The sequence below is a fragment of the Acinetobacter pengchengensis genome (assembly GCF_982235305.1).
In genome coordinates, this window is record NZ_CEVATJ010000001.1 from 1,865,436 (window position 1) to 1,889,723 (window position 24,288).

A 24,288-nucleotide genomic window follows, 5' to 3' on the forward strand; every position below is an offset into this window, starting at 1 on the left:
AATGTATTATGCAAATTAAGCCGATTTACGTGAATTGATCTGACCTTTAATCACAGCTTTCACATTGCCTTTTACATAATTTAAAAATACCTTTAAAGGTGACAATTTTGGATTTGGTCGATTACCTTTAGCAATTTCCTTAAATTGCGCGGCATACCAGATGATTTCCATAATCGCCATTTTATCGATCATTGGAATACCAGTTTTAATTTTCTCCACTGCATAACGTACATCCTGCCCAGCCACCAGACGGTTACCTAGATCAGGCTCGACCGCAAATGGACGTGCAATACCGACAAAATCACATGCGCCGCTGTCAAGGGCTGCATTCATACCCACTGCGGTACGGAAGCCCCCCGTCACCATTAAATGACAATTAACTTCCTGACGGATCTTTTCGGCAAAGTCGAGGAAATAGGCTTCGCGGGCAACCGTTGATGCTTTACGTTTCTCTGCTTTTACCCCAGCCATTGCGGGTGCTTCATAGGTTCCGCCAGAAACTTCAATAATATCGATCCCGGCTGCATCCATCGCCTTAAAGACATAAATAACGTCTTCTTCACTAATGCCACCGCGCTGAAAGTCTGCCGAGTTTAATTTCACTGAAATGATAAAATTCTCTGAAGTTGCTGCACGTACCGCCTTATAGGCTTCTAGCAAAAATCGGCTGCGGTTTTCAATACTGCCACCCCACTGATCTTGACGTTTATTGGTCAGCGGCGATAAAAACTGGCTAATCAGATAACCATGTGCACCATGTAGCTGTACGCCTTCAAATCCCGCCTTTTCACAAATGGCAGCTGAAGTCGCAAAGCGCTGGATAATATCTAAAATTTCATCTTCACGCAGTTCACGTGGCGTACCGAAACTCATCGCCAGTGCCGGACTAAAAGGTACAGCTGAAGGTGCTACAGTTTCTTTATTCAAGCCTTTCGGGCACTGACGTCCAGGATGAGACAACTGTACCAGTTGTATCATGCCATGACGTTTTCCGATATTCGCCCACGCCTTTAACTTTTCCAGATCACGTTCAGTTTCTACTACCACTACCCCAGGTTCATTCTTGGCACGAAAATCCACCATGACATTACCCGTAATCGCACAGCCTAAACCGCCTTTGGCCCAAGCCTCATACAACTTTAAATGGGCTTGATTAGGTTGGCCTGCATCATTAGCCAACGCCTCACTCATGGCACCTTTAATAATGCGATTTTTAAACATGGTATTACGAATCTGAATTGCTTTGGCAAGATGGCTCATACACTGTTCCGTATTGTATTTTATTGGTCTTTTTTACTCTAAAGATTTTTCGGAACAGGTCAATGCCATTTTGACAAATCTTATTGTCAATAATGGTAAACTAAACCAATAAGCCTCAATAGCGGTTTAAAATATTGAACGGTCAATACTCACTGGCTGCTATCAGTTGACGGGTGTATTCCGTTTGCGGATGGCTAAATAACTGCGCAGTCTCCTGAAATTCCATAACTTTAGCTTGATGCAGCACCAACACTTTTTGACAAAGCGCTTTCACCACTTGCAAATCGTGGCTAATAAACAAATAACTCATCTGTTCTTGCTGCTGTAAGCGGCGCAACAACTGCACTACAGCGCGTTGCGTGCTACGATCTAGGGCAGAGGTCGGCTCATCCATAATTAACAGTTTAGGGCGTAATACCAACGCACGTGCTAATGCAATCCGTTGACGTTGCCCACCCGACAATTCATGCGGATAGCGCTGTTTAAAACTCACAGGCAATTCTACTTTGCTTAAAGCTTCATCTATGCGCTGAATGATTTCAGGTTTGGACAAATGTTGCAATGTCAAACCTTCACCAATGGTTTGTTCCACATTTAAACGTGGATTTAAGCTGCTAAATGGATCTTGAAATACAATTTGAAACTGCTGTCGTAAGGGACGCAATTGGCGTTCATTCAGTTGATTCAGGTCTCGCCCAAGTAGTTCAATTTTTCCCTCACTTTCAATCAGTCTTGCAATTGCAAGTGCCAATGAACTTTTACCCGAACCGCTTTCACCGACAATGCCAATAGATTGACCTTGCGGAAGTTCTAAGCTTAACGGTTCAACCGCAACCACATAATCTTTAACCCGATTCAGTAAGCCTTGTTTAATCGGAAATTTCACAGCAACCTGTTCTAACGCCAAAATAGTCGGCAACTCATCAATCTGCAAAGCTTCGCCAAAATCATGGTTTAACAAATTTTGAGTATAGGCTTGCTGCGGTCTATTAAAAATATCTGCCACACTGCCCTGTTCTTCGACTCGCCCCTGATTCATGACAATGACCTGATCTGCATAGTGTTTGACCAAATTCAGATCGTGGCTGATCAAAATCATGGCCATATTACGACGCACTTGCAGACTTTTTAATAAATCCAAAATCTGTGCCTGCAAAGTGACGTCTAAAGCAGTGGTTGGTTCATCGGCAATTAAAATATCGGGATCAAGTGCTAAGGCCATTGCGATCATCACTCGCTGACGTTGCCCCCCAGATAATTCATGTGGATAACGCTTTAGTTTTTCTTCAGGCTGAGGAATGCCAACATCTTCAAGTAATTGCAATACTCGGGCACGCGTTTTTTCCTTGCTCCAACCTTGGAGCAACAAACTTTCACCAATAATTTTTTCCACGCGATGCAACGGATTTAAAGCCGTCATCGGTTCCTGAAAAATCATCGCAATTTTTTGACCACGAACTTGCCGCAATTGTTGCGGTTTAAGGCGAAGTAAATCCTGTTCTGCAAAGATTGCCTGACCTTGCACCTGTAAATGTTCGGGCAATAAACCTAGCAATGCCAAACTGCTAATAGATTTTCCAGAACCACTTTCACCGACCAACGCAATAGTTTCGCCTGTATGCAGCTCCAAGTTTAAATCATGCAGCAAAACCTGTTGCTGCTGCCGAATATGCAGATGACTGACTGTTAGCAATACTGTAGGATGTGACGCAGTTGAAGGATTAACGTCTTGGATCAAATGCATCACGGGTCGCCTCTCCAATATAAATTAACAAGGACAGCACAATCGCTAAGGTAAAAAAGCCTGACAACGCCAACCACGGTGCATTTAAATTATTTTTACCTTGTAACAGCAATTCCCCTAAAGATGCTGCATCGGGTGGTAAACCATAACCCAAAAAATCCAGTGCGGTTAAAGCTGTAATATTGGCGGTCAGCATAAAAGGCAACTGCGACAAACTCGAACTCATGGCATTGGGTAAAATATGCCGAAACATAATGGTACGATCGGTTACGCCTAAACTTCTCGCTGCACGGACATAATCAAAATTTCGGGCGCGTAAAAACTCTGCCCGAACTAAGCCAACCAGTGTCGTCCAGCCAAATAGCAGCATAATTACAAATAGCCAATACACACTTGGGGTAAACATGCTGACCAAAATCATCACCATGAACAGCATAGGTAACCCCCCCCACACTTCTAAAACACGCTGACCAATTAAATCAACCCAACCGCCATAATAGCCCTGTATCGCCCCGACCAAAATGCCTAAAGCTGCCGTTGCAAAAGTCAGTGCAAAACCAAATAACAAAGATACACGCAAGCCATATAAAATTCGCGCTAACACATCACGCCCTTGGTCATCTGTACCTAGCCAGTTTTGTGCAGTCGGTGCTGAAGGTACAGGCACGGTCAAATCTAAATTCGGGGTCTGGTAAGAAAACTCAATAAGCGGCCAAACTGCCCACCCTCGGTCTGCAATCAGTTGTTGCACTACAGGGTCTTTATAATCGGCTTCGGTTTCAAATACACCGCCAAAGGTTGTTTCAGGATAAGCCTTGAACACTGGCAGATATAAAGATTGCTCATATCTAATCAATAACGGTTTATCATTGGCAATCAATTCTGCCGCCAAAGACAATACAAAAATAATGATAAAGACAATGAAACAACCAAAACCCAATTTGTTCTGTTTAAAACGCTGCAGACGCGCCTGCATGATCGGTGACATTATTTGGCCCCTCGCGATTCAAAACTAATACGTGGGTCAATCACCTGATATAACACATCACTGATTAAGCGCAGAATTAAGCCCAATAAGGTAAAAATAAACAAAGTACCAAAAATTACAGGATAATCACGCTGCACAATCGCCTCAAAACCAAGCAGGCCTAATCCATCCAAATTAAAAATGATTTCGATGAATAAGTTCCCGACAAAGAAAATACCCACCAATGCTTCAGGCAAACCTGCAATTACAATCAGCATGGCATTACGAAACACATGCCCATATAACACACGCGATTCTGTGAGACCTTTAGACCGTGCTGCCAACACATACTGCTTGTTTAATTCTTCCATAAACGAGTATTTGGTCAGATAGGTCAGCCCTGCAAAACCACCAATCACCATCGCCAATAAAGGCAAAGTCATGTGCCAGAAATAATCGGTGATTTTGCCCCATAGGCTTAATTGTGCAAAGTTTTCAGACACCAAACCCTGTAAGGGGAACCACTGAAAATATGAACCACCCGCAAAAAATACAATCAGCAAAATTGCAAATGCAAATGCAGGAATGGCATAACCGACTGCCAACAAAATAGAAGTGGCTTTATCAAACAACAAACCATGCTGACGGGCTTTTTTAATACCTAATGGAATAGAAATTAAATAAATTAGCAAAGTGCTCCATAAACCTAAAGATAGCGATACAGGCAATTTTTCCCATAACAATTGGGTCACAGGTTTATCTTTAAAAAAACTGGTGCCAAAATCGAGCTGCACATAGCTCGTGAGCATTTTCCAAAAGCGTTCATGTGCAGGCTTATCAAATCCATATTGCGCTTCGATTTTTGCAACCATTTCATCACTTAAACCTTTAGCGCCTTGATAATTACTACTATTAGATGTTGCAGCAGTTTCACCGCCTATCATCCCCATGCCCTGAAAAGCTTCGGCTTGCTGAATTGCTTGTTCAACCGGCCCGCCTGGTGCAATTTGAATCACCACAAAGTTAATCAATAAAATGAAAAACAAGGTTGGAATAATCAGGAGCAATCTTTTGAGTATGTATGTGCCCATGTGCTTACCTTTTGGCAATGTTCTGGTTTATCGCAAACACTGTCATGCTTGAGTTTTAAAATCGTTATTGTTGACGTAAATAATGTGCAACTTTCTTGGCTTGTGCGGCATCGCTCCACCAATAATCAATTCCTGCCGATAATTTAGGTTTGGTGGCGGGCTGACGATACATATTCCAATAGGCATACCAGTTTTCACCTTTGCCATAGGTTGGAATTTGATAATACCCTGCGCGCAATAAACGATCCAAAACTTTGGTACGCACAATCAATTGTTCACGATTAGGTGCACGTATCAACTGTTGTACCACTTCATCAATCACTGGGTTTTTAATGCCTGCGTAATTGTAGTTTCCTGGTTGATCTGCGGCAGCACTACTCCAAAGCTGTGCCTGTTCATTGCCCGGGCTTAAAGATTGCGGCATGACACTGGTGGTCATATCAAAATCGGCACGACGCATGCGTTCAATATATTGCGGCACATCTACATGCCGAATATTTACCCTAACACCCAGACGTTTCATATTGCGCACAAAAGGCATTAATGTGCGTTGCAAACCATCCTGATGGATTAAAAATTCAATTTGAATGGCTTTGCCTTTGGCATCTATCAATTTACCTTGCTGAAAACGATAACCCGCTTTCAAAAGCAATTCACGTGCTTTAAGCAAACCGCTTCGGTTAAAGCCACTGGCATCGGTCACAGGATACTGCCAATTTTGCAATACGCCTTGACGTTGAATAGGATGCAGCTTGGCCAAAAAGGGTTTTAAAACAGCCAATTCTGCGGCTGAAGGAGTGCCTATTGCTTCTAACTCGCTATTGGAAAAATAACTTTGCAAACGGCGATATTGCCCATAAAACAGAGCTTTGTTTTGCCATTCAAAATCATAAGCGTAGGTTAAAGCCTGCCTAAAGCGAATATCCTGAAACGCATGTCTGCGGGTATTAAAAACAAAACTTTGGGTCGGAATTGGATTTTGGTGCTGAAATTTATGCTTGACCACCATGCCCGCATTCACAGCAGGAAAACGATATTCCGTAACCCATTTTCGTGCCGTATATTCTTCATGCAGCGTGTATTGCCCTGACTTAAACCCTTCAAAGGCAATATCTAGATTACGGTAATAAACATACTTCAGGCGATCAAAATTATAGCGCCCTTTATTTACAGGTAAATCTTTGCCCCAATAATTTGGATTACGCTTATAAGTAATGCTGCGCCCTGCATCAATCCGCTCAATAAGATACGGCCCTGAACCTAAAATCGGTTCTAGGGTAATGCGGGTAAAATCACGCTTTTGCCAGTCATTTTTAGAATAGATTGGCATTTGCGACAAAATCAGTGGCATTTCGGCATTGTTATTGGATTTAAAACTCACTTTGACCTGATGCTTAGACAAGACCGTGGTTTTATCTAAATCGGATAAATACATTTGTAAACCCGGATTGGACTTGGTCTGAAAAGCATCAAAACTGAATTTGACATCATCTGCTGTGAGCGGGCTGCCATCACTAAATTTGGCTTTAGGATTTAAATGAAAAATGACGAATGCAGTTTGCTTCGGATCATAGCTGACTTTTTCTGCCAATAAGGGATACATCACCCCTGGCTCATCTAAAGAACTGCTCATGAGTGAATCAAATAAAAAATCTACCCCATCGGTGGAGCTGCCCTTGCCATTCATACCATTTAAATTATCAAAAGTGCCATTACTGGCACGAATTAAATCGCCACCTTTAGGTGCTTGCGGGTTGGCATAAGGCATAGCCGAACGCCCTACATACTGAGGCTGGCTATGTACAGCAATATATGGCGTGGTTTGTAATGCAGCCCATCCACACTGTGGCAAGACCACACAACCTAAAATATAGCCAAGATATTGATGTGTCTTTTTTTTGGCAAATGACATGCACACAGCTCCTTGTGCAGTATTCCTGAGGATGCAGTCAAACGCCGCATCCTCAGGATTAAACTTTACAGATTCGGGACTTTAATCATATCGCCAATACGTAATTGAGTATTTGGCTGCATATCATTTAAATCTGCCAATGCTTTAGTGTCGATGCCATAACGACTGGCTAAGCCAATCAGCGTATCCCCACGTTTCACTTTATAATCAGTCACGGTTTTAGGAATTTGTATGCTTTGTCCAACGCGCAAACCTGAACGTGGGGTTAATTTATTTAAACTCGCTAATTCTGCAACCGACACACCTACACGGTTAGCAATCGAATTTAACGACTCGCCACTTTTAACGGTATAGGCTTCAGTAGCTTTGCTACTGCTGCTTTTCGCTAAACTTGTGACCTCTGTTTTTAATTCATTCTTTGCAGCACTGGCATCGACTTTTAAACGTTGCCCAATGCGTACATTTGCAGTACGTGAAAGGTCATTCAGCTCTGCCAAATAATTCAATTGCAATTTATATTGGCGGGCGATACTGCTTAAAGTTTCCCCTGCTTTGACTACGTGAATGTCATTGGTGGTTTCAGCCACCGCTTCAACTTGGACTTTTTTCTCAGGAACATCACCCGTAAGTTTCAAACTTTGCCCTGCTCTTAAACCACTGTTACGGCTTAGATTGTTTAAGTCTGCAATATAGTCTTGGCTGAGATTATATTTTGTCGAAATCGCCGATAAGGTATCGCCACGTTGTACCGTATAACGCTCAGGCACATTAACACCTGCAGGTACTTTAAGGGTTTGCCCAATGCGTACCCCACTTTGAGTGGTCAAATTGTTTAAACTGGCCAATTCAGCCAACGAAATTTTGGCTTGGTTGGCAATGCTCGATAAAGTATCGCCTCGCTGTACTTGATAATTTTCAGTCGAATATTTTGGCTCTGCTGTTTTTACATCTGACTGATTCACTTCAGCTTTGCTCGCTTCCACTTTTGGTGCAGTTACCTCATGCACAGGTACATGAATGCGCTGCCCAACCAATAAACTACTGTTCGCATTTAAACCTGGAGTTAAATCGGCCAATTCCTGATTCGACAAGGCATAACGATCTGCAATTAACTTTAAGTATTCGCCGCGCTTCACCACGTAAGTTTTAGTTGTAATTTTTGCAGCCTGTTCTGCAGTTTTTTTGTCGGCTTCTGCTTTGGCTTTAGATGCAGCTGTTTCTTTTAAACTTAATCGTTGCCCTACAAATAAGCCACTGGTGCTGCTTAAGTTATTCAAGTCTGCCAATTGTTTTACAGTTAAACCAAACTGACTGGCGACACCTGTTAAGGTGTCATTGGCTTGCACCACGTATTGCTCAGGCATAGTTTTTGGCTTGGCAGGTTCTGCCTGTACTTGTGGCTTAGCATCATATAAATAAATACTGGTGCCCACATACAAAGTTGCATCTGGGGCGATTTGGTTCCACTTGGCAATATCACGCCAATTCAAACCATTTTTCATAGCGATACTGGCCAAGGTGTCCCCCGCTAACACAGTGTACGTGCTACGTTTACCTTTTGGTGGAACGACCACCACTTCAGATTCTGTACGTACATAGTTCTTACCTTGGTTACGCTTTGCTTCTTCTGAATCTAGGCGCGTGTTTTCTGCCACACTTTTCGGGTAAGCAAAACCCTTGGTTAATTCTTTACCTTGCTGCTCTGCAACAGACTGACTGGTCTGAATAGCGGTCAGCTTAATTTTGCCATCGTATGGATCAACAATTTCAGTGCCTTGCGGCGCAATTTGTTTCAACTCGGCCACTAGTTGTTCTTGCTCAGCCTTAGAAGCCACAGGCTGCAACACTTCTTCTACAGTTTTATTGCTACCTTCTGCCTGCACGGCTGCCAAAATTTGCTCGCGCTCAGTATTGGAAATTGGTGGTTCAATCCGCACAGGCTGAATATTGGCCGCAGGTGTAACAGCAACAGGAATACGTGGCGCACTTGGAATATCACTACCCGCAGCAAATGCAGCCAAAGCGTTTGAACCTTGTGGGGTACGTGACAAACGTACAGGCACAGTCGTTGCTGGTTTTGAAACACTGGCTGTGGTCGATGCTGTGCTTGGTTTAAGGGTGGTCGTAACTGCCGTAGATTCTGCAGGTTTGCTTGTAGTTGTTCGGGTTGTAGTATTGGTCGTTAATGCTGGTGGTGAAGATTTAGATGGTGTAATGGTCACACCAGAGGATGAAAAGGATGGTGTATTGCTGCTATTGCTTGCCAATAAACCGCTACCACCATGTAGTTTTTTCAATCGTGCATCTACCGTTGGGCTTAAATCTGCAGGAATTAAAATACGCATTGGACTTTGGGTGTCAATCCAGTCACCACGATGCCCTGGGTTAAGAGAATAGAGTTCTGCTCGGCTTAATCCTGTAATATTCGCCACATCATTTAAATTCACTGCACCTACATTAATTTCACGGAAGTGCGGACGGTTGGCAATTGGGGGCAAAGACACATTATAAGCATGCGGACTTTTAATAATTTGTGCCACCGCCAAGAAACGCGGCACATAGTTCATGGTTTCTTGCGGCAGTTTTAAAGACCAATAATCGGTTGGTAAACCTGCAGCTTTATTGCGGTTAATGGCTTGTTGAATACGACCTGGACCTGCGTTATAAGCCGCCAATGCCAATTCCCAAGAACCAAACTGATTATACAAACTGCCCAGAAACTCATAGGCAGCACGGGTCGATTCCACGACATCACGGCGACCGTCGTACAATGACGTTTGTTTTAAGCCGTAAATACGCCCCGTACTTGGAATAAACTGCCATAAACCTGCAGCTGCGGCACTACTGGTTGCTGCAGGGTCATAGGAACTTTCTATTACAGGTAACAACGCTAATTCAGTTGGCATGCCACGACGTTCAGCTTCTTTAACCGTGTGATACAAATAACGTGAAGCACGCGCACTTAAACGATCCAAATACGGCTGACGTGAAATAAACCAGCCACGCTGCGCTTCAATACGTGGGTTCCAATGATTTAAATCCATTTTGAAACCAACGGTCATACGCTTCCAGACATCACCGTGTTTTAAAATTAATAAACGGTCACCTTCTACCGCACGCATATCGGTTGCAGAAAGTAAATCTTCCAGACCATCTAAAGTACTGGCATCTAAATAACCCGACCCAACCTGACTTGAAGTGAGTGGCTTGCTCGCACCTTGAGTCGAACTACAACCCGTCATCAAGCCAAGGGCAGCCAATGCTGAACCTAAAACTGTAATTTTTAAAAATGAAGGTAAAGTCAGCTGCCACATGCGCGTGGTTGGTTTATACATAAAAAAATCCAAACAACTCGTATATAAATTATTTTTTAGACTTGCCATTGTAGTAGAGCTAGACAACGACACAAGGCATTAATTTAGCGCGTTTCGTCTATAAATGTTACAAGAAATTAAAAAATAGACAGGATTTACACGTCTAAACCGAATTTGCGATATACAATAGCTTTTCATTCCGATTTATTTTGCACAACCTGCGGATCTGATTTATGTCTCAAACAATCACATTATATGTTGATGGTGCTTGTCGTGGTAATCCTGGCTTGGGTGGCTGGGGTGCGTATATTGTTACTGAACAAGCAGAACATAAATTATATGGTGGCGAAGCTCAAACCACCAATAATCGTATGGAGTTGACTGCAGCGATTGAAGGCATTTTATTTTGCCCAACGGATGCCAAGCTAATTATTTGGACTGACTCCAATTACGTCAAACAAGGCATTACTGAGTGGATTCACGGCTGGAAAAAGAAAAACTGGAAAGATGTCAAAAATCCTGATCTTTGGCAAAAATTAGATGCGGTCTGTCAAGGTCGTGAAATTGAATGGAACTGGATTAAAGGTCATGCAGGACATGCTGGCAATGAAATGGCAGATCAACTTGCCAATGTGGGTGCAGATCAAGTCAGCGAAATGTTAAAAACCGCAGACTCAAACCTAAGGCTCAATGCAACCTTAGTCACATCGGCAGCAGACACCACAGAACATGATAAAAAAAAAACGGAATCTGACTGGTTGTTAGATGACCCCTTTGGTTTTGATTTAGTGAGCGATGATGCCGAGGTTGAAACAGAGAATATGCAAAATACGTTTCAGGAAACTCATCAGACAACTGAATCAACTATCACTGACGAAGCTGAAGCGGAAAAAAACAATTCATCAACTGGTGTTGAAGCAGTGAACACAGCTCAATCGCATCCTCATATTGTGATTACCCCTGCCACAATGCAGCTACACGGCCCGCGCCAACTGATTCTGGATACTGAAACCACAGGTTTTTACTATCAAGATGGTGACCGAATTATTGAAGTCGGTGCGTTGGAAATGATTAACCGTAAACTCACGGGCAGCTCCATCCACATTTATATTCAGCCTGAAAAATTGGTCGGTGAATCGGAAAACATTCACGGCATTTCAGATGACTTCTTAAAAGACAAACCCAAGTTTGCCGAAATTGCTGATGTACTGTATCAATATCTCAAAGGTGCAGAAATTATCGCGCACAACGCCACCTTCGATATGAACTTCTTGGATATGGAGTTCAGTCGTGCAGGTTTGGGCAATTTATCAGACGTGTGTACCGTAACGGACTCATTGTTGATGGCAAAAAGCAAACACCCTGGGCAAAAAAACTCCTTAGATGCTTTAGTCAGACGCTATGAAATTCCTGCACGTGACCGTACCTTCCACGGCGCATTACTGGATGCTGAAATTCTAGCCGATGTTTACTTGGCAATGACGGGTGGACAAGTCGCCTTTGATATGGATGCCCTGTCTGCAAGTGAAGCACAGCAACGTCAAAGTGATCGTTTAAATATTGATATTAATCTTGCAGTGATTCTACCGTCTGAAGAAGAATTGGCTGCACATGAGAATTGGATCAAACAATTTGAAGAGAAACATGGTAAACCTTGCTTTTTTGCCAAATAAAAACTACGAGTTTTGTAATTTTATGTATTTAAAGATTTGCCAGTTCAGTTATAGTTAAAGCAAATAGGACTTTGTGTATTTTGCAAAGAACCAACAAACAGATAAAACACTAGGAAAGGTGCAGATCCATGTCTTACCAAACCTCTATACATTTTGATCCAACTGCCTTACTGATAATAAAAAATGAGGTTGATAATTCTATCAAACTGGTTGAATCCGCAGTAAGTTCCTTAGCTGAAGATCAAACTTTGCCTTTTGGGATTGACGATGCACTGAATCAATTTGAACAGTGTGCTCAGGTTTTAGCCTTAATTGATATGGAATGCTTGGCAAAAATTGCGCAATACTCAGCAGAGCTCATGCGTAAAATTATGGGGAACCCAGGCAATATCAACACGCTTGAAGTCATTGCACTTAGCGAAGGCACCACCATGCTCAAGCGTTATATTGAGTTTATTTGCCTACGTGAAGTTAAAATTCCACAATTCCTACTCGACACTTTAAACCGTTTAGAATTGGCATTGGGTAAACCATTGACTCAGGAAGGTCAGCATATTGAAACTTTATTGGACTGCATCACTCCAAGTTTCCAATTGCCGCAAGTGCCTTCTTTAGAAAAGTCGGCTTATGTGCATCGCTTATATAAACTGTCATTACATAAGCTGCTCAAGCAAGAAGAATCTGCCATGGATCTTCAAGCGATTAAACTGGTAGGAACGTATTTGGCAGGTTTGGCAGAACAACATCCGAGTCAGCAATATTGGGGCTTAGTACACGTTGCCTTTAACCATATTGATAACTTGTTGTTGAATGAGCCACGTTTGCGTACTTTTATTAGTATTGAGCACAATATGCGTCAATACTTTGCTGCGCCAGAAAGCTTTAAAGCAAACCTCACTGACCTTGCCAATGTTTTGAGCTTGTGCATTAGTCAGGAAGATGAAGTTTCTCAACATATTCGCAGTCAAATCAATTTGGGTGAAGACCTACTCACCGATACACAGTTACAAGTATTTAGCCGTCATTTGTATGGTCCTGACTTTGACACCATGCACACCATTAGCGATTTAGTGACCACAGAAATGTCACAGATTCGCAATGACATCGAATACAACTATCAAAACATGAGTCCTGAAAAAACGCATGAATTGCAAAGCAAATTAAACCAGTTAGCCAATTTATTTAAAGTCCTAAATTTAAATGAAGCACATATTGATCTGCAACGTCAGTCAGAATCTTTAAGTCGCCTGGAATTGCTCAAAGATGAAAACTTTGCTCAGCAATTAATGAACGTGATTTTATCGGCGATGAACTCTATTGGTGTGTTAGAGCGTCATCACACTTCTAGCCGGTTACAGTTACGTGTGAACAACATGAACATTTCGCTAGATCGTTTAGATGAAGCACACGAAGCCTTGCTCACTGAAACCAAGTTACTGATTGACCTCATCACGCAAACACTAACACAGCACTTACAAAATCAAAGCGTTGCAGATTTAGAGCATACTTCTGCGCAAATTCGTGAAGTTGCAGGGGCTATGCAGTTCTTAAATGCCGAAAGCGGTCAACAAGCACTCAAAGTATCTGCAGATTTTGTGCATGCGCAAGTCGAAGCAGGTCAGAACTTAACGCTAGAGCAAGTCAATCACATCTTGGATACACTTGCGAGCGCAGACATGCTGATTGACAATTTAAAGAACAAACAGCCTGTTCTACATAGCATGTTTAAGGTAGCATTGGACAGTAGTGAAAAATTGAAAACTGTAGCCTAATGACTGAACTCTCCCTTGCATATATTTTTCAGCAACAACAACTTTTGGTCGATGAAAACTTCCAATTACCACGTGTGGAAAAGTTGGCAAGTGATTTAAGTTTTAGCTCGGGTGATCAAGTGATTGCCCGAGATCTGCTTGAAGATGAATCTATACCTGAAGGCTTTCAACTGGTTCCAATCCGACAACTTCTACAAGTCTGGAACACTCAGCAGTTTGAACAAGCCAGCCGTGCTATTCAGTTACTCGAATGGCGTCGTAATCATAAATTCTGCAGCCATTGCGGTCATAAAACCGAAGTTCATGCGACTCAATACGCCATGGTCTGCCCTGCTTGTGGCTATCACCAATATCCGCGCGTAAATCCATGTGTCATTACCGTGATTACCCGTGGTGAAGATGAAGTTTTATTGGCACGTAATGCACGCAATAAATTGCCAATTTACGGTTTAATTGCAGGCTTTGTGGAAGTGGGTGAAACACTTGAAGAAGCTGTACGTCGTGAGACTTTTGAAGAAGTTGGTGTCCAGCTTAAAAATATTCAGTATCTTGCCAGCCAGCCGTGGCCTTTTCCAAGTAACTTAATGATCGCCTTTAAAGCTGAATACGCAGGCGGTGAAATTCAGTTACAGGAAGAAGAAATTCATGATGCGCAGTTCTTTAAATTTGATCAACTGCCTGATATTCCATTTAAAGGCAGTATCGCCCATGCCATGATTATGCATGTAACTCAAGGCACGCCTGTGGCAGACGACACAAAAGCGTGGCTGTAAGTCCAATTCGCAATCTTGCATACAAAAAAACCGTTGCAAGCCTTAAGCTGCAACGGTTTTTAATGATTATTTCCATCAGAAGATCAATCCACATCATGCATCGTTAAGCGCCTGATCTAAAGCACGCATTATTTGGCGTTTGGTCGCAAAGAAACGGCTAAACAGACTCGACACCGATGCCATAACACTAACATGCCCTGTTTTTGGAATGACAATAATTTCACTGTGATTGCCATATTTCTTTAACACGTGATCGAAGTCTGTGGCATTATATGCCCCTACAATTTGATCTTTTTCTGCCACCAATAAATAGTGTTTGACTGAATTCGGCTTCACAAAATAATACGGCATCACAGCCTGATATGGCACCTCTTGATCAAAGGCATCGGCACATAGCGGATCATCTTTATAATCAAAATGATAAGGCCCAGCTAAGCCAATAATAGCGCGGATGTGATCTTTACAACTTAAAGCATAAGGCTGTGGATGGTACAACAAGGACATGACATTAAACGCCCCTGCAGAATGTCCCATCAACACCAGCTGTGCCGTGGAAATACCCAGTTTATGTTGCTGCTGAGTCAAGTAATTCAGTGCAAGGGTTAAATCATCAATATAGGTTGGAAATATATGCTGTGGCGCGAGCTGATAGTTCATCACCGCAACATCAAATCCTTCTTTGGCAAATGCTTCGCCCACAAAACGATAATCCTGCTTATCGCCACGTGACCATGCCCCACCATGTACAAAAACCATGAGTGGACGCTGCGAACGTGCTGTTGTGGTGCGGTACAAATCCAAACGATGCCGTGCGCGTAAACCATAAGCAATATTGCTTTGAACGGTATAACCCTGACGTGGCGTTAAACGGTTCAGCGCATAGCTGCCCAAACTATACAGGCGAAATTCTTCATAAATACGTTTCGCCTGTTCTAAAGTTTTATTCAGTTGTTTGAACCAGTGTTCCACATTATTGAACATGCGTCGGTTCAACCTGATCTGGGTCAATCGCGACAGGCGTTTGTGTTTCTGGAGCAACCATTGGACTTACAAAGTTCGAGTTGTTGCTTGGTTGCAACTCAATATTATCAATTAAGGTAATAATTTTAGTGACATTACCCACTTGTTGTAGCACTTGGTTTAAATCCTGCAATTCTGCATTATTTAAACGTCCCATTACATACAGCACACCATCTTCGGTATGTATACGCACTTTGCTGTCTGACACTACAGGCGCTTTCATAATTAAGCCGCGTGTATTTGCAGTGACCGTGGTGTCCTGCATAATAGTACTATAACTAATTTGATTACCCACTGTAATATAATTGTGGATGGTTTTTACATCACTCATGGCACGCACATTGTCTTCTGCCAACTGTTTTAAATGCGCGTCAGGCACTTGCCCTGTCAACAACACATTGCCATGAAAACTTTCTATATTGACACGTGATTGTTTAAAACGTGAATCCAGTTTATATAAATTAATTTTTGCAGTACGTTCAATAGAGTTATCTATAAACACTTGCCCAAGTGAGCGTGCACCACTTTCTGTACCCACTGGCGCTGTGCCTGTGCCACTTGAAATAAAACTTGCACAACCCGATAAACTTGCTACACACAGCAAGGTCACTGCAATACGCTTGAACACTCAGCAAGACTCCTATTATTTTCTTTCAATTCTAGCTTGTGCTGTGCATTTCATCCTTAGATTTGCACGATCAACAATACACCGACTGATGCTTTTGCTTTAAATTTCACTTAAAGATTAATCAAGTCTGCATCAAAAGTAAAAGCATTTTCAATCCATTGCAAATCATACGGGAATTTGGAAAAGTCGTGCTGTACTGTTTTTGCAAATTGCCGATAAAAATCAAAGCAAATCACATCAAAACGACAATAATATTCTGAATAGTGTGGATATTCTGTTAAAAACTGCATGGCGGTTTTCATAATTTTACGCTGCTTAGATGCAGACACCACTTCATAGGCTTTGCCATAACGGGTTTGAGAACGTGCTTTGACTTCTACAAAAATCAATTGTTCAGCTTGAATAAAAATACCATCTATTTCACCAAAAACACTGTGATAATTCTGCTCCAGCATATGCCAACCATGTTGTTGTAAATATTGCCAAGCCGTCTGCTCTGCCCATGTGCCGATGCTTTGCTGGAGTATTTTTTGATTCATGCTATATCCGATTTTTTATTTTGTTATTGTGCCCATCATAGTATTCGCTGAATTGCAATGACGCGAGTTTCACACGTCAGACTGCAATTCAGGTAGAATAAATGCTTGGTCTGTAACTTGCATCAGACGCAAGCCAAGACTGCTGTTGTTTCGTGTTCGATCATTTTTTTATTTTAGTTTGCTATGCCCCACGGAGAAAACTCAATGAGTGCCCAGTTATTTGTTGTTGCTACCCCAATTGGTCACTTAGATGATATGAGCTACCGTGCAATTGATGTGCTTAAATCGGTCAGCCTAATTGCTGCTGAAGATACCCGCACCTCTGCACAATTAATGAAACATTTTAATATTTCAACTCCGCTTACAGCCTGCCATGAACACAACGAAAGCAACAAGATTGATATTTTAATCCAAAAATTACTCAATGGCGAAGACATGGCGCTCATTAGCGATGCAGGTACACCACTGATTAGCGACCCTGGTTTTAAATTGGTTCGTGCCGCACAAGCCAATGGTATTCGTGTGATTCCAGTACCAGGTGCATGTGCAGCGATTGCAGCGCTAAGTGCAGTGGGTTTACCCAGTGATCGCTTTAGTTTTCAGGGATTTCTTGCTTCTAAACAGTCACAGCGATTACAACAACTTGAAAAGCTGAAAGATGAAACCCAAACCTTGATTTTTTATGAAGCACCGCATCGAATTTTAGATTCGGTCAAAGATATGGCTGCCGTGTTTGGTGCAGACCGTCCAGTTGGCTTTGCCCGTGAAATTACCAAAACTTTTGAAACCATTAAAAAGATGACTTTGGGCGAATTGGTTGAATTTATCGCAGCAGATCATCATCAACAAAAAGGAGAAATTGTATTGGTGGTGGCTGGAGCGAGCGAAGAAAAAGACATCGAACAAGCAAAATTAGATCAGTTATTACAGCGTTTATTGCAAGATTTATCGGTTAAAGCAGCATCACAATTGGCGGCTGACTTAACAGGGATTAAAAAGAAAATTGCCTATCAACGTGCATTAGAATTAAGCCAAGCAGCTCAATAAACCGATTGAGCAATAAGAGTGATGACAATCATCGAGCCTGTAAATAATTTTGTGTAATTGCTTTTCATAAATTTAAAGGTGATTGCTTAAGCGGTCACCGAATTCAATAATAAAGCGACTCATAGCTAAACGCCAGTCGCGAATAGGCATATTCCACTTTTTAGACGCTGCATCAATGGCCAAGTAAATCACTTTACGTACAGAATCATCCGTTGGAAAGACTTTCCGCTTTTTGATTGCCTGGCGTATTACGCTGTTTAATGACTCGATCGCATTAGTGGTATAGATGGCTTTGCGTATCTCGGCTGGATAAGCAAAGAAGGTATTCAGATTCTCCCAGTGCGTACGCCAGCTTTTGCTGATCTGTGGGTACTTGTCATCCCATGTTTGGGCAAATTGATCCAGGGCCATCAAGGCTGCCTCTTCAGTGGGTGATTGATAAACGGCTTTTAAATCCTGAGTGACCGCCTTGTAATCTTTCCATGACACATATTTCAAGCTGTTGCGCAGCATATGGATAATGCACAGCTGGATGTGGGTTTGCGGGTATACGCTGTTAATGGCATCAGGAAAGCCTTTTAGTCCATCTACACAGGCGATCAGAATATCCTGCAGCCCTCGGTTTTTCAGCTCAGTCAGAACATTTAGCCAGAACTTGGCACCTTCATTCTCAGCCATCCACATGCCGAGCAGTTCTTTCTGTCCATCAAGATTAATGCCTAAGGCAAGGAATACAGCCTTGTTGATGACACTGCCATTATGACGGACTTTAACCACAATACAGTCCATATAAACGATGGGATAGATTGCATCCAGCGGACGGTTTTGCCATTCAGCAACCTGCTCATTGACGGCATCAGTCACCTTGGAAATCAGCGTTGGCGATACATCAGCATCGTACATTTCCTTGAAGGTAGCAACGATTTCACGGGTGGTCATGCCTTTGGCATAAAGGGATAAAATCTGGCTATCCATTTGCGTGATACGGGTCTGATTTTTCTTAATCAACTGAGGTTCGAAAGTACCATCACGGTCTCGTGGTGTGGTGATCTCAATCTCCCCATCATCGCTAAGCACTGTCTTACTGGAATAACCATTACGGGCATTTGAACCGTTCTTACGAGCATTCTTTTCATGTCCGAGGTGTTCGGTAAGTTCGGCATTGAGAGCCGTTTCAACAGTGAGTTTAGTCAACAATCGGGTGAATTGATTGAGATCGTCTTCTGTTTTGATTCCTTTAGCAAATTCTGCTGCAAGGTCTTTTAGTTTTTGTTCGTTCATCATGTTGCCTGACTCCGTAGTGAATATGAACATAGCAAATTCAGGCAATTACACAATTTAATTTACAGTCTCCAATCATCGCTCATAAAAAAAGCATCACACTTTATGCAAGGTGATGCTTTTTTTATGTTGAAGTTATAAACATTAGAGCAGCCTGCATAGTCAGCACTCCGCCCAACCCCACTCAACAGTTCAACGAACAAATTCAATCAACGCGTTTCGCGAGCAGCAAGTTCAAGAGATTAGTCGCGTGCAGACTCATCTGGTGGTACTTCGGTAATTTTTCCGCCACGTGCCAAGAACGCAGCCACTTCATCTTCCAATGCCTGACGCTGTTTCAGTTTGGCAGTTACAGTGAGAGTTTCTGCTTCTGCAAGATCACCATCTACAGCACCTTCTTCTGAATCTACAGCGCCTTTTTCGGCAGCTTTCGCTTCATCTTCGTCTACAGTTGAATCTTCTGCATCATCGTAATCGTTCATGTCTGTCATCTTAATCTCTCCACAAATGATTTCAATTTAGTCCAAGTGACACTGGTTATGAATTACGATGAAATTTAGCAATCTCTTGGCCTTTCGCATAGAGTCTAGATTAAAAAAAACGTATCTTTTTTAATTAAATTGATCATCAGGTATGTATGACCGTACAAAAAACAACTGTTTTGCTTTAAACCGCGTAGCGTGTGTCTTTAAGTATGCTTAATCCATTGGCTTGTGCCATAAAGGCATCCTTTAACGCAGGCTGTTGCTCTACCTGTTTCAAACCAAAGTTACGTGCCCACACCACCGGGAATAAAGTGCTGGTTTCCATCCAGCCTATCGCAGACATGCTATGCATCATGGCATCATTTTGTCCTTTACGGTGATGCTCATAACGCTTTAAGGTCTGCTCATGCGCCCAAACGCCACGTTTGAAATCATGCAACAATACATCACATAGTACGGCTGAATCCAGACAACCAATATTCACCCCCTGTCCTGCGAGCGGATGAATCACATGCGCGGCATCACCAATCAGTGCCAGACCATCTTGCACATAGCGCTGCGCTGCACGTGCTTTCAGTGGGAAAATAGCACGTGGGGTTGCCTCTAAGACTTCCCCAAGCATGTGATGACTTTCACGAGTCAAAAGTTGGGTAAAGTCGTCATCATTCAGTTTGGCATATTCTTCGGCATAGTCATCAGGCAAAGTCCAAACAATCGACTGCCAATGCCCTTCCTGCTCGGCGTGTAAACTTGCCATCGGTAAATAGGCCAAAGGACCAGTTTCTAAGAAAATTTGACGTGCAACATGCTGATGCGGCTGCGCAGTACGAATTGCACAGGTTAGACCTGCCTGACGATAATCCAACACATCAAAATCAATAAAGGCTTGTTCGCGTACAAAGGAGTTAGCACCATCTGCGCCAATGACTAGCTTAGTCTGTAATTGTGTACCATCGGCCAAATAAATGTGCCAAACGCCAACACCACGCTCTAAACGGGTCACTTTGACTTGCGTTCGATAATCTTGCACTTGTTGCAACATTTGCTGCTGAATCGCTAGATTTAAAATGCTTGGCTCGACCATTGAACCCAGAGCCTGCTCAATAGCTGGCGTACGTTCAGCACTTGCCCCAAAGTTAATTTCGCCATAGCCATTTTTGTTCCAAACCTGCATGCCGCTATACGGCATGTGTCGCGCCAGTTTAGACCAGACATCGACTGTTTTTAACAAGTGGATGGTGGCCTGACTTAAAGCCAATACACGTGGATTGGCAACTGCAAGGGTTTTCTCTGTATCTAAAATAGGTGCGGCATCTAAAACTGTAGCCTGCACACCCCCTTGTGCCAATAAGAGCGCAGTTAAGCCTCCCACCAAGCCGCCACCAATAATGATGACATCTAACACTTGAGTTTGTTGATTTGCTGTGATCATGCTTTTAACCCCATGGCATAGTTGGCGACCAAAGGCTTAATGCCTGGAATGGTATCAAATGCGACTAAGCCCGTATTACGCATGAATTTTAGGATTGGATTTTGATTGCTAAAGCCACGTACAACACTGTCGCAGAATTTAATAACGCGTTGCTGATCCTTTAAGCGAGATTGTTCATAGTCACGTAGTACAGTTGGGTCGCCTAAATCTGCAGATTTTGCTGCCTGTTCGGTGAGATAACGCAATAAAACATAAGCATCTCGCATACACAGGTTAAACCCTTGCCCTGCCACTGGGTGAATGGTATGGGCTGCATTACCCATCAGTACAACGCGGCCAACCGCCTGTTTTTCAGCCAAAACTTGTGCCAATGGAAAACTAAAACGACGTCCTGTTTTTTCAAATTTCCCTGCACGATCACCATAGGCTTGTTGCAAAGCATTTAAAAAATGTTGATCATTTTCATCGCCCATCCATTCATGTTCTGTACCTTTTGGCACAGGCCACACCACGGAACGGCGATATTCGCCTGGCAGTGGTAGTAACGCCAAAGGCCCTAAATGACTAAAACGCTCAAAGCCCACATTTGCATGTGGCTTGGAGGTTTGTACTGTGGTCACAATCGCCACTTGGTCATAATCATGTTCCGATGCACCAATCCCCAAGGCTTTACGGCAGAAAGAATCACGACCATCAGCAGCAATTAGTAGTTTTGCAGAAAGTTGGAGTTGCTCCTGACCACGCACCGCCTCGATATATGCAAATTCTGTGTCTTGCTTCAGTGCCGTTACCTGCACACCATCAATTAACTCAATAAGCGGCTGTTTACGCACTTCAGTCAGCAACACCCGACCGAGCCATGCGTTCTCAATCACCTGACCAAAGCTTTCAACTTTTTCTTGTTCGGCCAATAAACGTGCCTTGCCAAAACTGCCTTGTTCGGTAATTTGAACTTCTAAAATAGGTGTGGCATGTTGCTGCAAGGCATCCCATAAACCCAGTTCTTGGTAAATTTGTACACTGCGACGTGACAATGCGCTGTTACGGGCATCGAAACTGGAATGATACGGTGCAAGGTTAGCATCGTCATAATTGGGATATTGAATCGCTTCTAGCAACTTCACTGCAATGTTTGACTTAGCCAACATCAAGGCTAAGCTTAGCCCGACCATACCACCGCCTACAATGATCACTTCTTGTTGCTGCATTTCGTTCCCCAATCTGCTCAATTTCACTGAATCATACTGAATTTAGGCTTTGGCTTGAGCCATGAGCGCTTCAATCTCTGCTACTGTTTTTACTACATTTGCAGTCAAAACACGACGTCCATTTTGTGTTGCCACCACATCGTCTTCAATACGGATACCAATACCACGCCATTTAGCATCTACCGTTTCATCATCGGGTGCAATGTATAGACCTGGCTCAACGGTCACCACCATACCTTCTTCAAAAACACGCCAGTCTTCACCGTGTTTATAGCTGCCGACATCATGCACATCCATGCCCAACCAATGCCCTGTACCGTGCATATAAAACTGACGATAACTTTCTGAAGCAATAATTTCTTCTAAATCGCCCTGCATAATGCCTAGATCAAGCAAACCTTGCACCAAAATACGCACCGCAACATGATGTGGCTCTTTGTAGGAGTTACCAATTTGCACAGCATCAATGGCTGCAATTTGCGCATCCAAAACAATGTTATACAGTGCTTTTTGTTCTGCACTGAATTGACCATTCACGGGAAAAGTACGGGTAATATCTGAGGCATAACACTGATATTCACAGGCCGCATCAATCAGGACTAAATCGCCATCTTTAAGCACCTTGTCATTTTCGACATAATGCAAAATGCAGGCATTTTCACCACCACCGACAATGCTGTTATAGGCAGGAACACAACCATTTTTACCAAAAATATAATTCAGTTCAGCTTCTAATTCATATTCCATCATGCCTGCTTTGACAGTATGCATAGCACGGGTATGTGCCTCAGCACTAATGTCTGAAGCAATTTGCATCAACTCCAGTTCAGACTCGGTTTTATGCAAACGCATTTCATCCAGCAAACGATCTAATTGCACAATTTTGGCGGGTGCAGTATTGCCTTGACGATGCTGTGCATCGGCTTGTTGGTTCCATGCAGCTACACGTACATCAAATTCAGCTTGATGACCCAAGCGGTAATATAGCGTGTCTTTGTTAACAATTTTCGCAATGATTTCAGCATCTAACTGCTCAATTGCAAAAGACTCATCTGCCTCATACTGCTCAATTGCACCTTCTAGTCCTGCGCGATAACCATTCCAGATTTCCATTTCACGGTTACGTTCACGGCAGAACAAGGTGTAAGTGTAGCCTTCATCAATCGATTCATAAGTTTCAATTACCGCAACTGCTTCAGGTTCTGCAAAACCTGTCAGATAGAAAAAACTGCTGTCGGCACGATATTTATAGTCTGCATCACGATTACGTATTGCAACAGGACTGGTTGCAATAATAGCAACACTGTTGGGGCCCATACGCTCTGCAAATTGATCACGACGTTCTTTAAATTCGACTTGAGTCAGTTTTTTCATATTGAGTTCTTTCATTGAAAATATGTTGATGAAATTAAAATGATTATGATGCGTTCAATTAACTTACACTTTCGCAACCCAAGCCACAACGTCCGATTAGCTCGGACGGTGTGGTGTAAACATTTCTACCACTGAAGATGGATTTTTCCCTGTTTGTGCAGTCTGTACACGTGATTTAGCGTGTACGTTTTGCAATAAAGAACTTTCTTCCACAGCTACTTTTTTACGGCCCACAGACAAACTCACAGGAATTAAACGTACAAATTCATACAATTCCTGATAACTTTCTTCGCCTTCTTCATCATTGTCTGAATCTTCAAATTCAACCGCAGCCACATCTTGTAAATGCTCAATCAGTTCAATTTCATCTGAACGGATATGCCCAGAAGCCAGACCGAAACCGAGTACAACACCCGCACACCAGTCGGCTAAAGCTTGTACACGCTCTTGTAAAAGATGTTCGTCATCTGGCAACAGCGGCAAATAATCCAGTTCATCTTCAGACAAGGCATGTGCCACATCTTCAGATTCATCGGTTAAAAGTGCCAGGGCTGTTGGCTCTAAATCGGGCACATTTAAGGTTTGTAAAATCTGCTGCCATTCGGTTTCGCTTGGTGCATTTGTCACACAAACTATACCTGTGAGCAAGCCGTGTAACTCACTTGGGCTTGAAATTTCTTCAATGCCAGAAAAATTGCGAAACCATTCTGACCAACCTGAAATATCGTCTTGCATTCGTTTATCCAATCTTTATACTTCGTATATATT

General features: G+C 42.7%; 19 protein-coding genes. 4 read left to right on the top strand and 15 right to left on the bottom strand.

Features of this window, described 5'->3' with window-relative positions:
• Window positions 1-15 precede the first annotated feature (15 nt).
• The 6 genes from AC0T5Z_RS09150 to AC0T5Z_RS09175 all read right to left on the bottom strand — a co-directional run bounded on the left by AC0T5Z_RS09150 (window position 16) and on the right by AC0T5Z_RS09175 (window position 10,309).
• Window positions 16-1,260, bottom strand: a complete 1,245-nt coding sequence (locus tag AC0T5Z_RS09150; RefSeq protein WP_435337095.1) for an NADH:flavin oxidoreductase/NADH oxidase family protein — start codon at window positions 1,258-1,260, stop codon at window positions 16-18.
• A 142-nt stretch (window positions 1,261-1,402) separates the two neighbouring features.
• Window positions 1,403-3,004: an ABC transporter ATP-binding protein gene (locus AC0T5Z_RS09155; RefSeq protein WP_435337126.1), complete on the bottom strand. Its 1,602-nt coding sequence runs from the start codon at window positions 3,002-3,004 to the stop codon at window positions 1,403-1,405.
• Window positions 2,982-3,992: an ABC transporter permease gene (locus AC0T5Z_RS09160; RefSeq protein WP_435337096.1), complete on the bottom strand. Its 1,011-nt coding sequence runs from the start codon at window positions 3,990-3,992 to the stop codon at window positions 2,982-2,984. Before AC0T5Z_RS09160 ends, AC0T5Z_RS09155 begins: the two co-directional genes overlap by 23 nt.
• Window positions 3,992-5,062 carry a microcin C ABC transporter permease YejB gene (locus AC0T5Z_RS09165; protein WP_435337097.1) on the bottom strand — a complete coding sequence of 357 codons (1,071 nt, stop codon included), beginning with the start codon at window positions 5,060-5,062 and terminating at the stop codon, window positions 3,992-3,994. Before AC0T5Z_RS09165 ends, AC0T5Z_RS09160 begins: the two co-directional genes overlap by 1 nt.
• Before the next feature lie 64 nt (window positions 5,063-5,126).
• Complete coding sequence (locus AC0T5Z_RS09170) at window positions 5,127-6,974, bottom strand: extracellular solute-binding protein (protein ID WP_435337098.1); 1,848 nt, start codon at window positions 6,972-6,974, stop codon at window positions 5,127-5,129.
• Between the two features lie 65 nt (window positions 6,975-7,039).
• The gene (locus AC0T5Z_RS09175; RefSeq protein WP_435337099.1) at window positions 7,040-10,309 is read right to left on the bottom strand and encodes a lytic transglycosylase; all 3,270 of its coding nucleotides are present in this window, start codon (window positions 10,307-10,309) and stop codon (window positions 7,040-7,042) included.
• A gap of 212 nt (window positions 10,310-10,521) precedes the next feature.
• Here AC0T5Z_RS09175 and dnaQ point away from each other — a divergent pair, with 212 nt between their 5' ends.
• From dnaQ to nudC, 3 genes are all read left to right on the top strand, one after another.
• Window positions 10,522-11,961: a DNA polymerase III subunit epsilon gene (dnaQ, locus tag AC0T5Z_RS09180; RefSeq protein ID WP_435337100.1), complete on the top strand. Its 1,440-nt coding sequence runs from the start codon at window positions 10,522-10,524 to the stop codon at window positions 11,959-11,961.
• A gap of 128 nt (window positions 11,962-12,089) precedes the next feature.
• The gene (locus tag AC0T5Z_RS09185) at window positions 12,090-13,733 is read left to right on the top strand and encodes a chemotaxis protein (RefSeq protein ID WP_435337101.1); all 1,644 of its coding nucleotides are present in this window, start codon (window positions 12,090-12,092) and stop codon (window positions 13,731-13,733) included.
• Window positions 13,733-14,506: an NAD(+) diphosphatase gene (nudC, locus tag AC0T5Z_RS09190; RefSeq protein ID WP_435337102.1), complete on the top strand. Its 774-nt coding sequence runs from the start codon at window positions 13,733-13,735 to the stop codon at window positions 14,504-14,506. Before AC0T5Z_RS09185 ends, nudC begins: the two co-directional genes overlap by 1 nt.
• 93 nt (window positions 14,507-14,599) lie before the next feature.
• On the opposite strand, the gene AC0T5Z_RS09195 is transcribed toward nudC, so the two are convergent.
• The 3 genes from AC0T5Z_RS09195 to AC0T5Z_RS09205 all read right to left on the bottom strand — a co-directional run bounded on the left by AC0T5Z_RS09195 (window position 14,600) and on the right by AC0T5Z_RS09205 (window position 16,693).
• Window positions 14,600-15,487: an alpha/beta hydrolase gene (locus tag AC0T5Z_RS09195; RefSeq protein ID WP_435337103.1), complete on the bottom strand. Its 888-nt coding sequence runs from the start codon at window positions 15,485-15,487 to the stop codon at window positions 14,600-14,602.
• Window positions 15,477-16,154, bottom strand: coding sequence for a BON domain-containing protein (locus AC0T5Z_RS09200; RefSeq protein WP_435337104.1), 678 nt, complete (start codon window positions 16,152-16,154; stop codon window positions 15,477-15,479). The genes AC0T5Z_RS09195 and AC0T5Z_RS09200 overlap by 11 nt, the downstream gene beginning before the upstream one ends.
• A 110-nt stretch (window positions 16,155-16,264) precedes the next feature.
• Window positions 16,265-16,693, bottom strand: a complete 429-nt coding sequence (locus AC0T5Z_RS09205) for a YraN family protein (RefSeq protein ID WP_435337105.1) — start codon at window positions 16,691-16,693, stop codon at window positions 16,265-16,267.
• A 204-nt stretch (window positions 16,694-16,897) separates the two neighbouring features.
• Here AC0T5Z_RS09205 and rsmI point away from each other — a divergent pair, with 204 nt between their 5' ends.
• Window positions 16,898-17,740 (top strand): 16S rRNA (cytidine(1402)-2'-O)-methyltransferase, encoded by an 843-nt coding sequence (gene rsmI / locus AC0T5Z_RS09210; RefSeq protein WP_435337106.1) that lies wholly within the window; start codon window positions 16,898-16,900, stop codon window positions 17,738-17,740.
• Window positions 17,741-17,812: 72 nt separating this feature from the next.
• On the opposite strand, the gene AC0T5Z_RS09215 is transcribed toward rsmI, so the two are convergent.
• The 6 genes from AC0T5Z_RS09215 to AC0T5Z_RS09240 form a co-directional block, all read right to left on the bottom strand.
• Window positions 17,813-19,021 (bottom strand): IS256 family transposase, encoded by a 1,209-nt coding sequence (locus AC0T5Z_RS09215; protein ID WP_435337127.1) that lies wholly within the window; start codon window positions 19,019-19,021, stop codon window positions 17,813-17,815.
• 242 nt (window positions 19,022-19,263) lie between these two features.
• Window positions 19,264-19,512 (bottom strand): hypothetical protein, encoded by a 249-nt coding sequence (locus AC0T5Z_RS09220; RefSeq protein WP_435337107.1) that lies wholly within the window; start codon window positions 19,510-19,512, stop codon window positions 19,264-19,266.
• Between the two features lie 175 nt (window positions 19,513-19,687).
• A complete protein-coding gene (locus AC0T5Z_RS09225; RefSeq protein ID WP_435337108.1) occupies window positions 19,688-20,938 on the bottom strand; it encodes an FAD-dependent monooxygenase in 1,251 nt (416 codons plus the stop codon).
• Complete coding sequence (gene ubiH / locus AC0T5Z_RS09230; protein WP_435337109.1) at window positions 20,935-22,146, bottom strand: 2-octaprenyl-6-methoxyphenyl hydroxylase; 1,212 nt, start codon at window positions 22,144-22,146, stop codon at window positions 20,935-20,937. The genes AC0T5Z_RS09225 and ubiH overlap by 4 nt, the downstream gene beginning before the upstream one ends.
• A gap of 42 nt (window positions 22,147-22,188) precedes the next feature.
• Window positions 22,189-23,520: a Xaa-Pro aminopeptidase gene (gene pepP / locus AC0T5Z_RS09235; RefSeq protein WP_435337110.1), complete on the bottom strand. Its 1,332-nt coding sequence runs from the start codon at window positions 23,518-23,520 to the stop codon at window positions 22,189-22,191.
• A gap of 96 nt (window positions 23,521-23,616) precedes the next feature.
• A complete protein-coding gene (locus AC0T5Z_RS09240; RefSeq protein WP_435337111.1) occupies window positions 23,617-24,255 on the bottom strand; it encodes a UPF0149 family protein in 639 nt (212 codons plus the stop codon).
• Window positions 24,256-24,288: the final 33 nt, after the last annotated feature.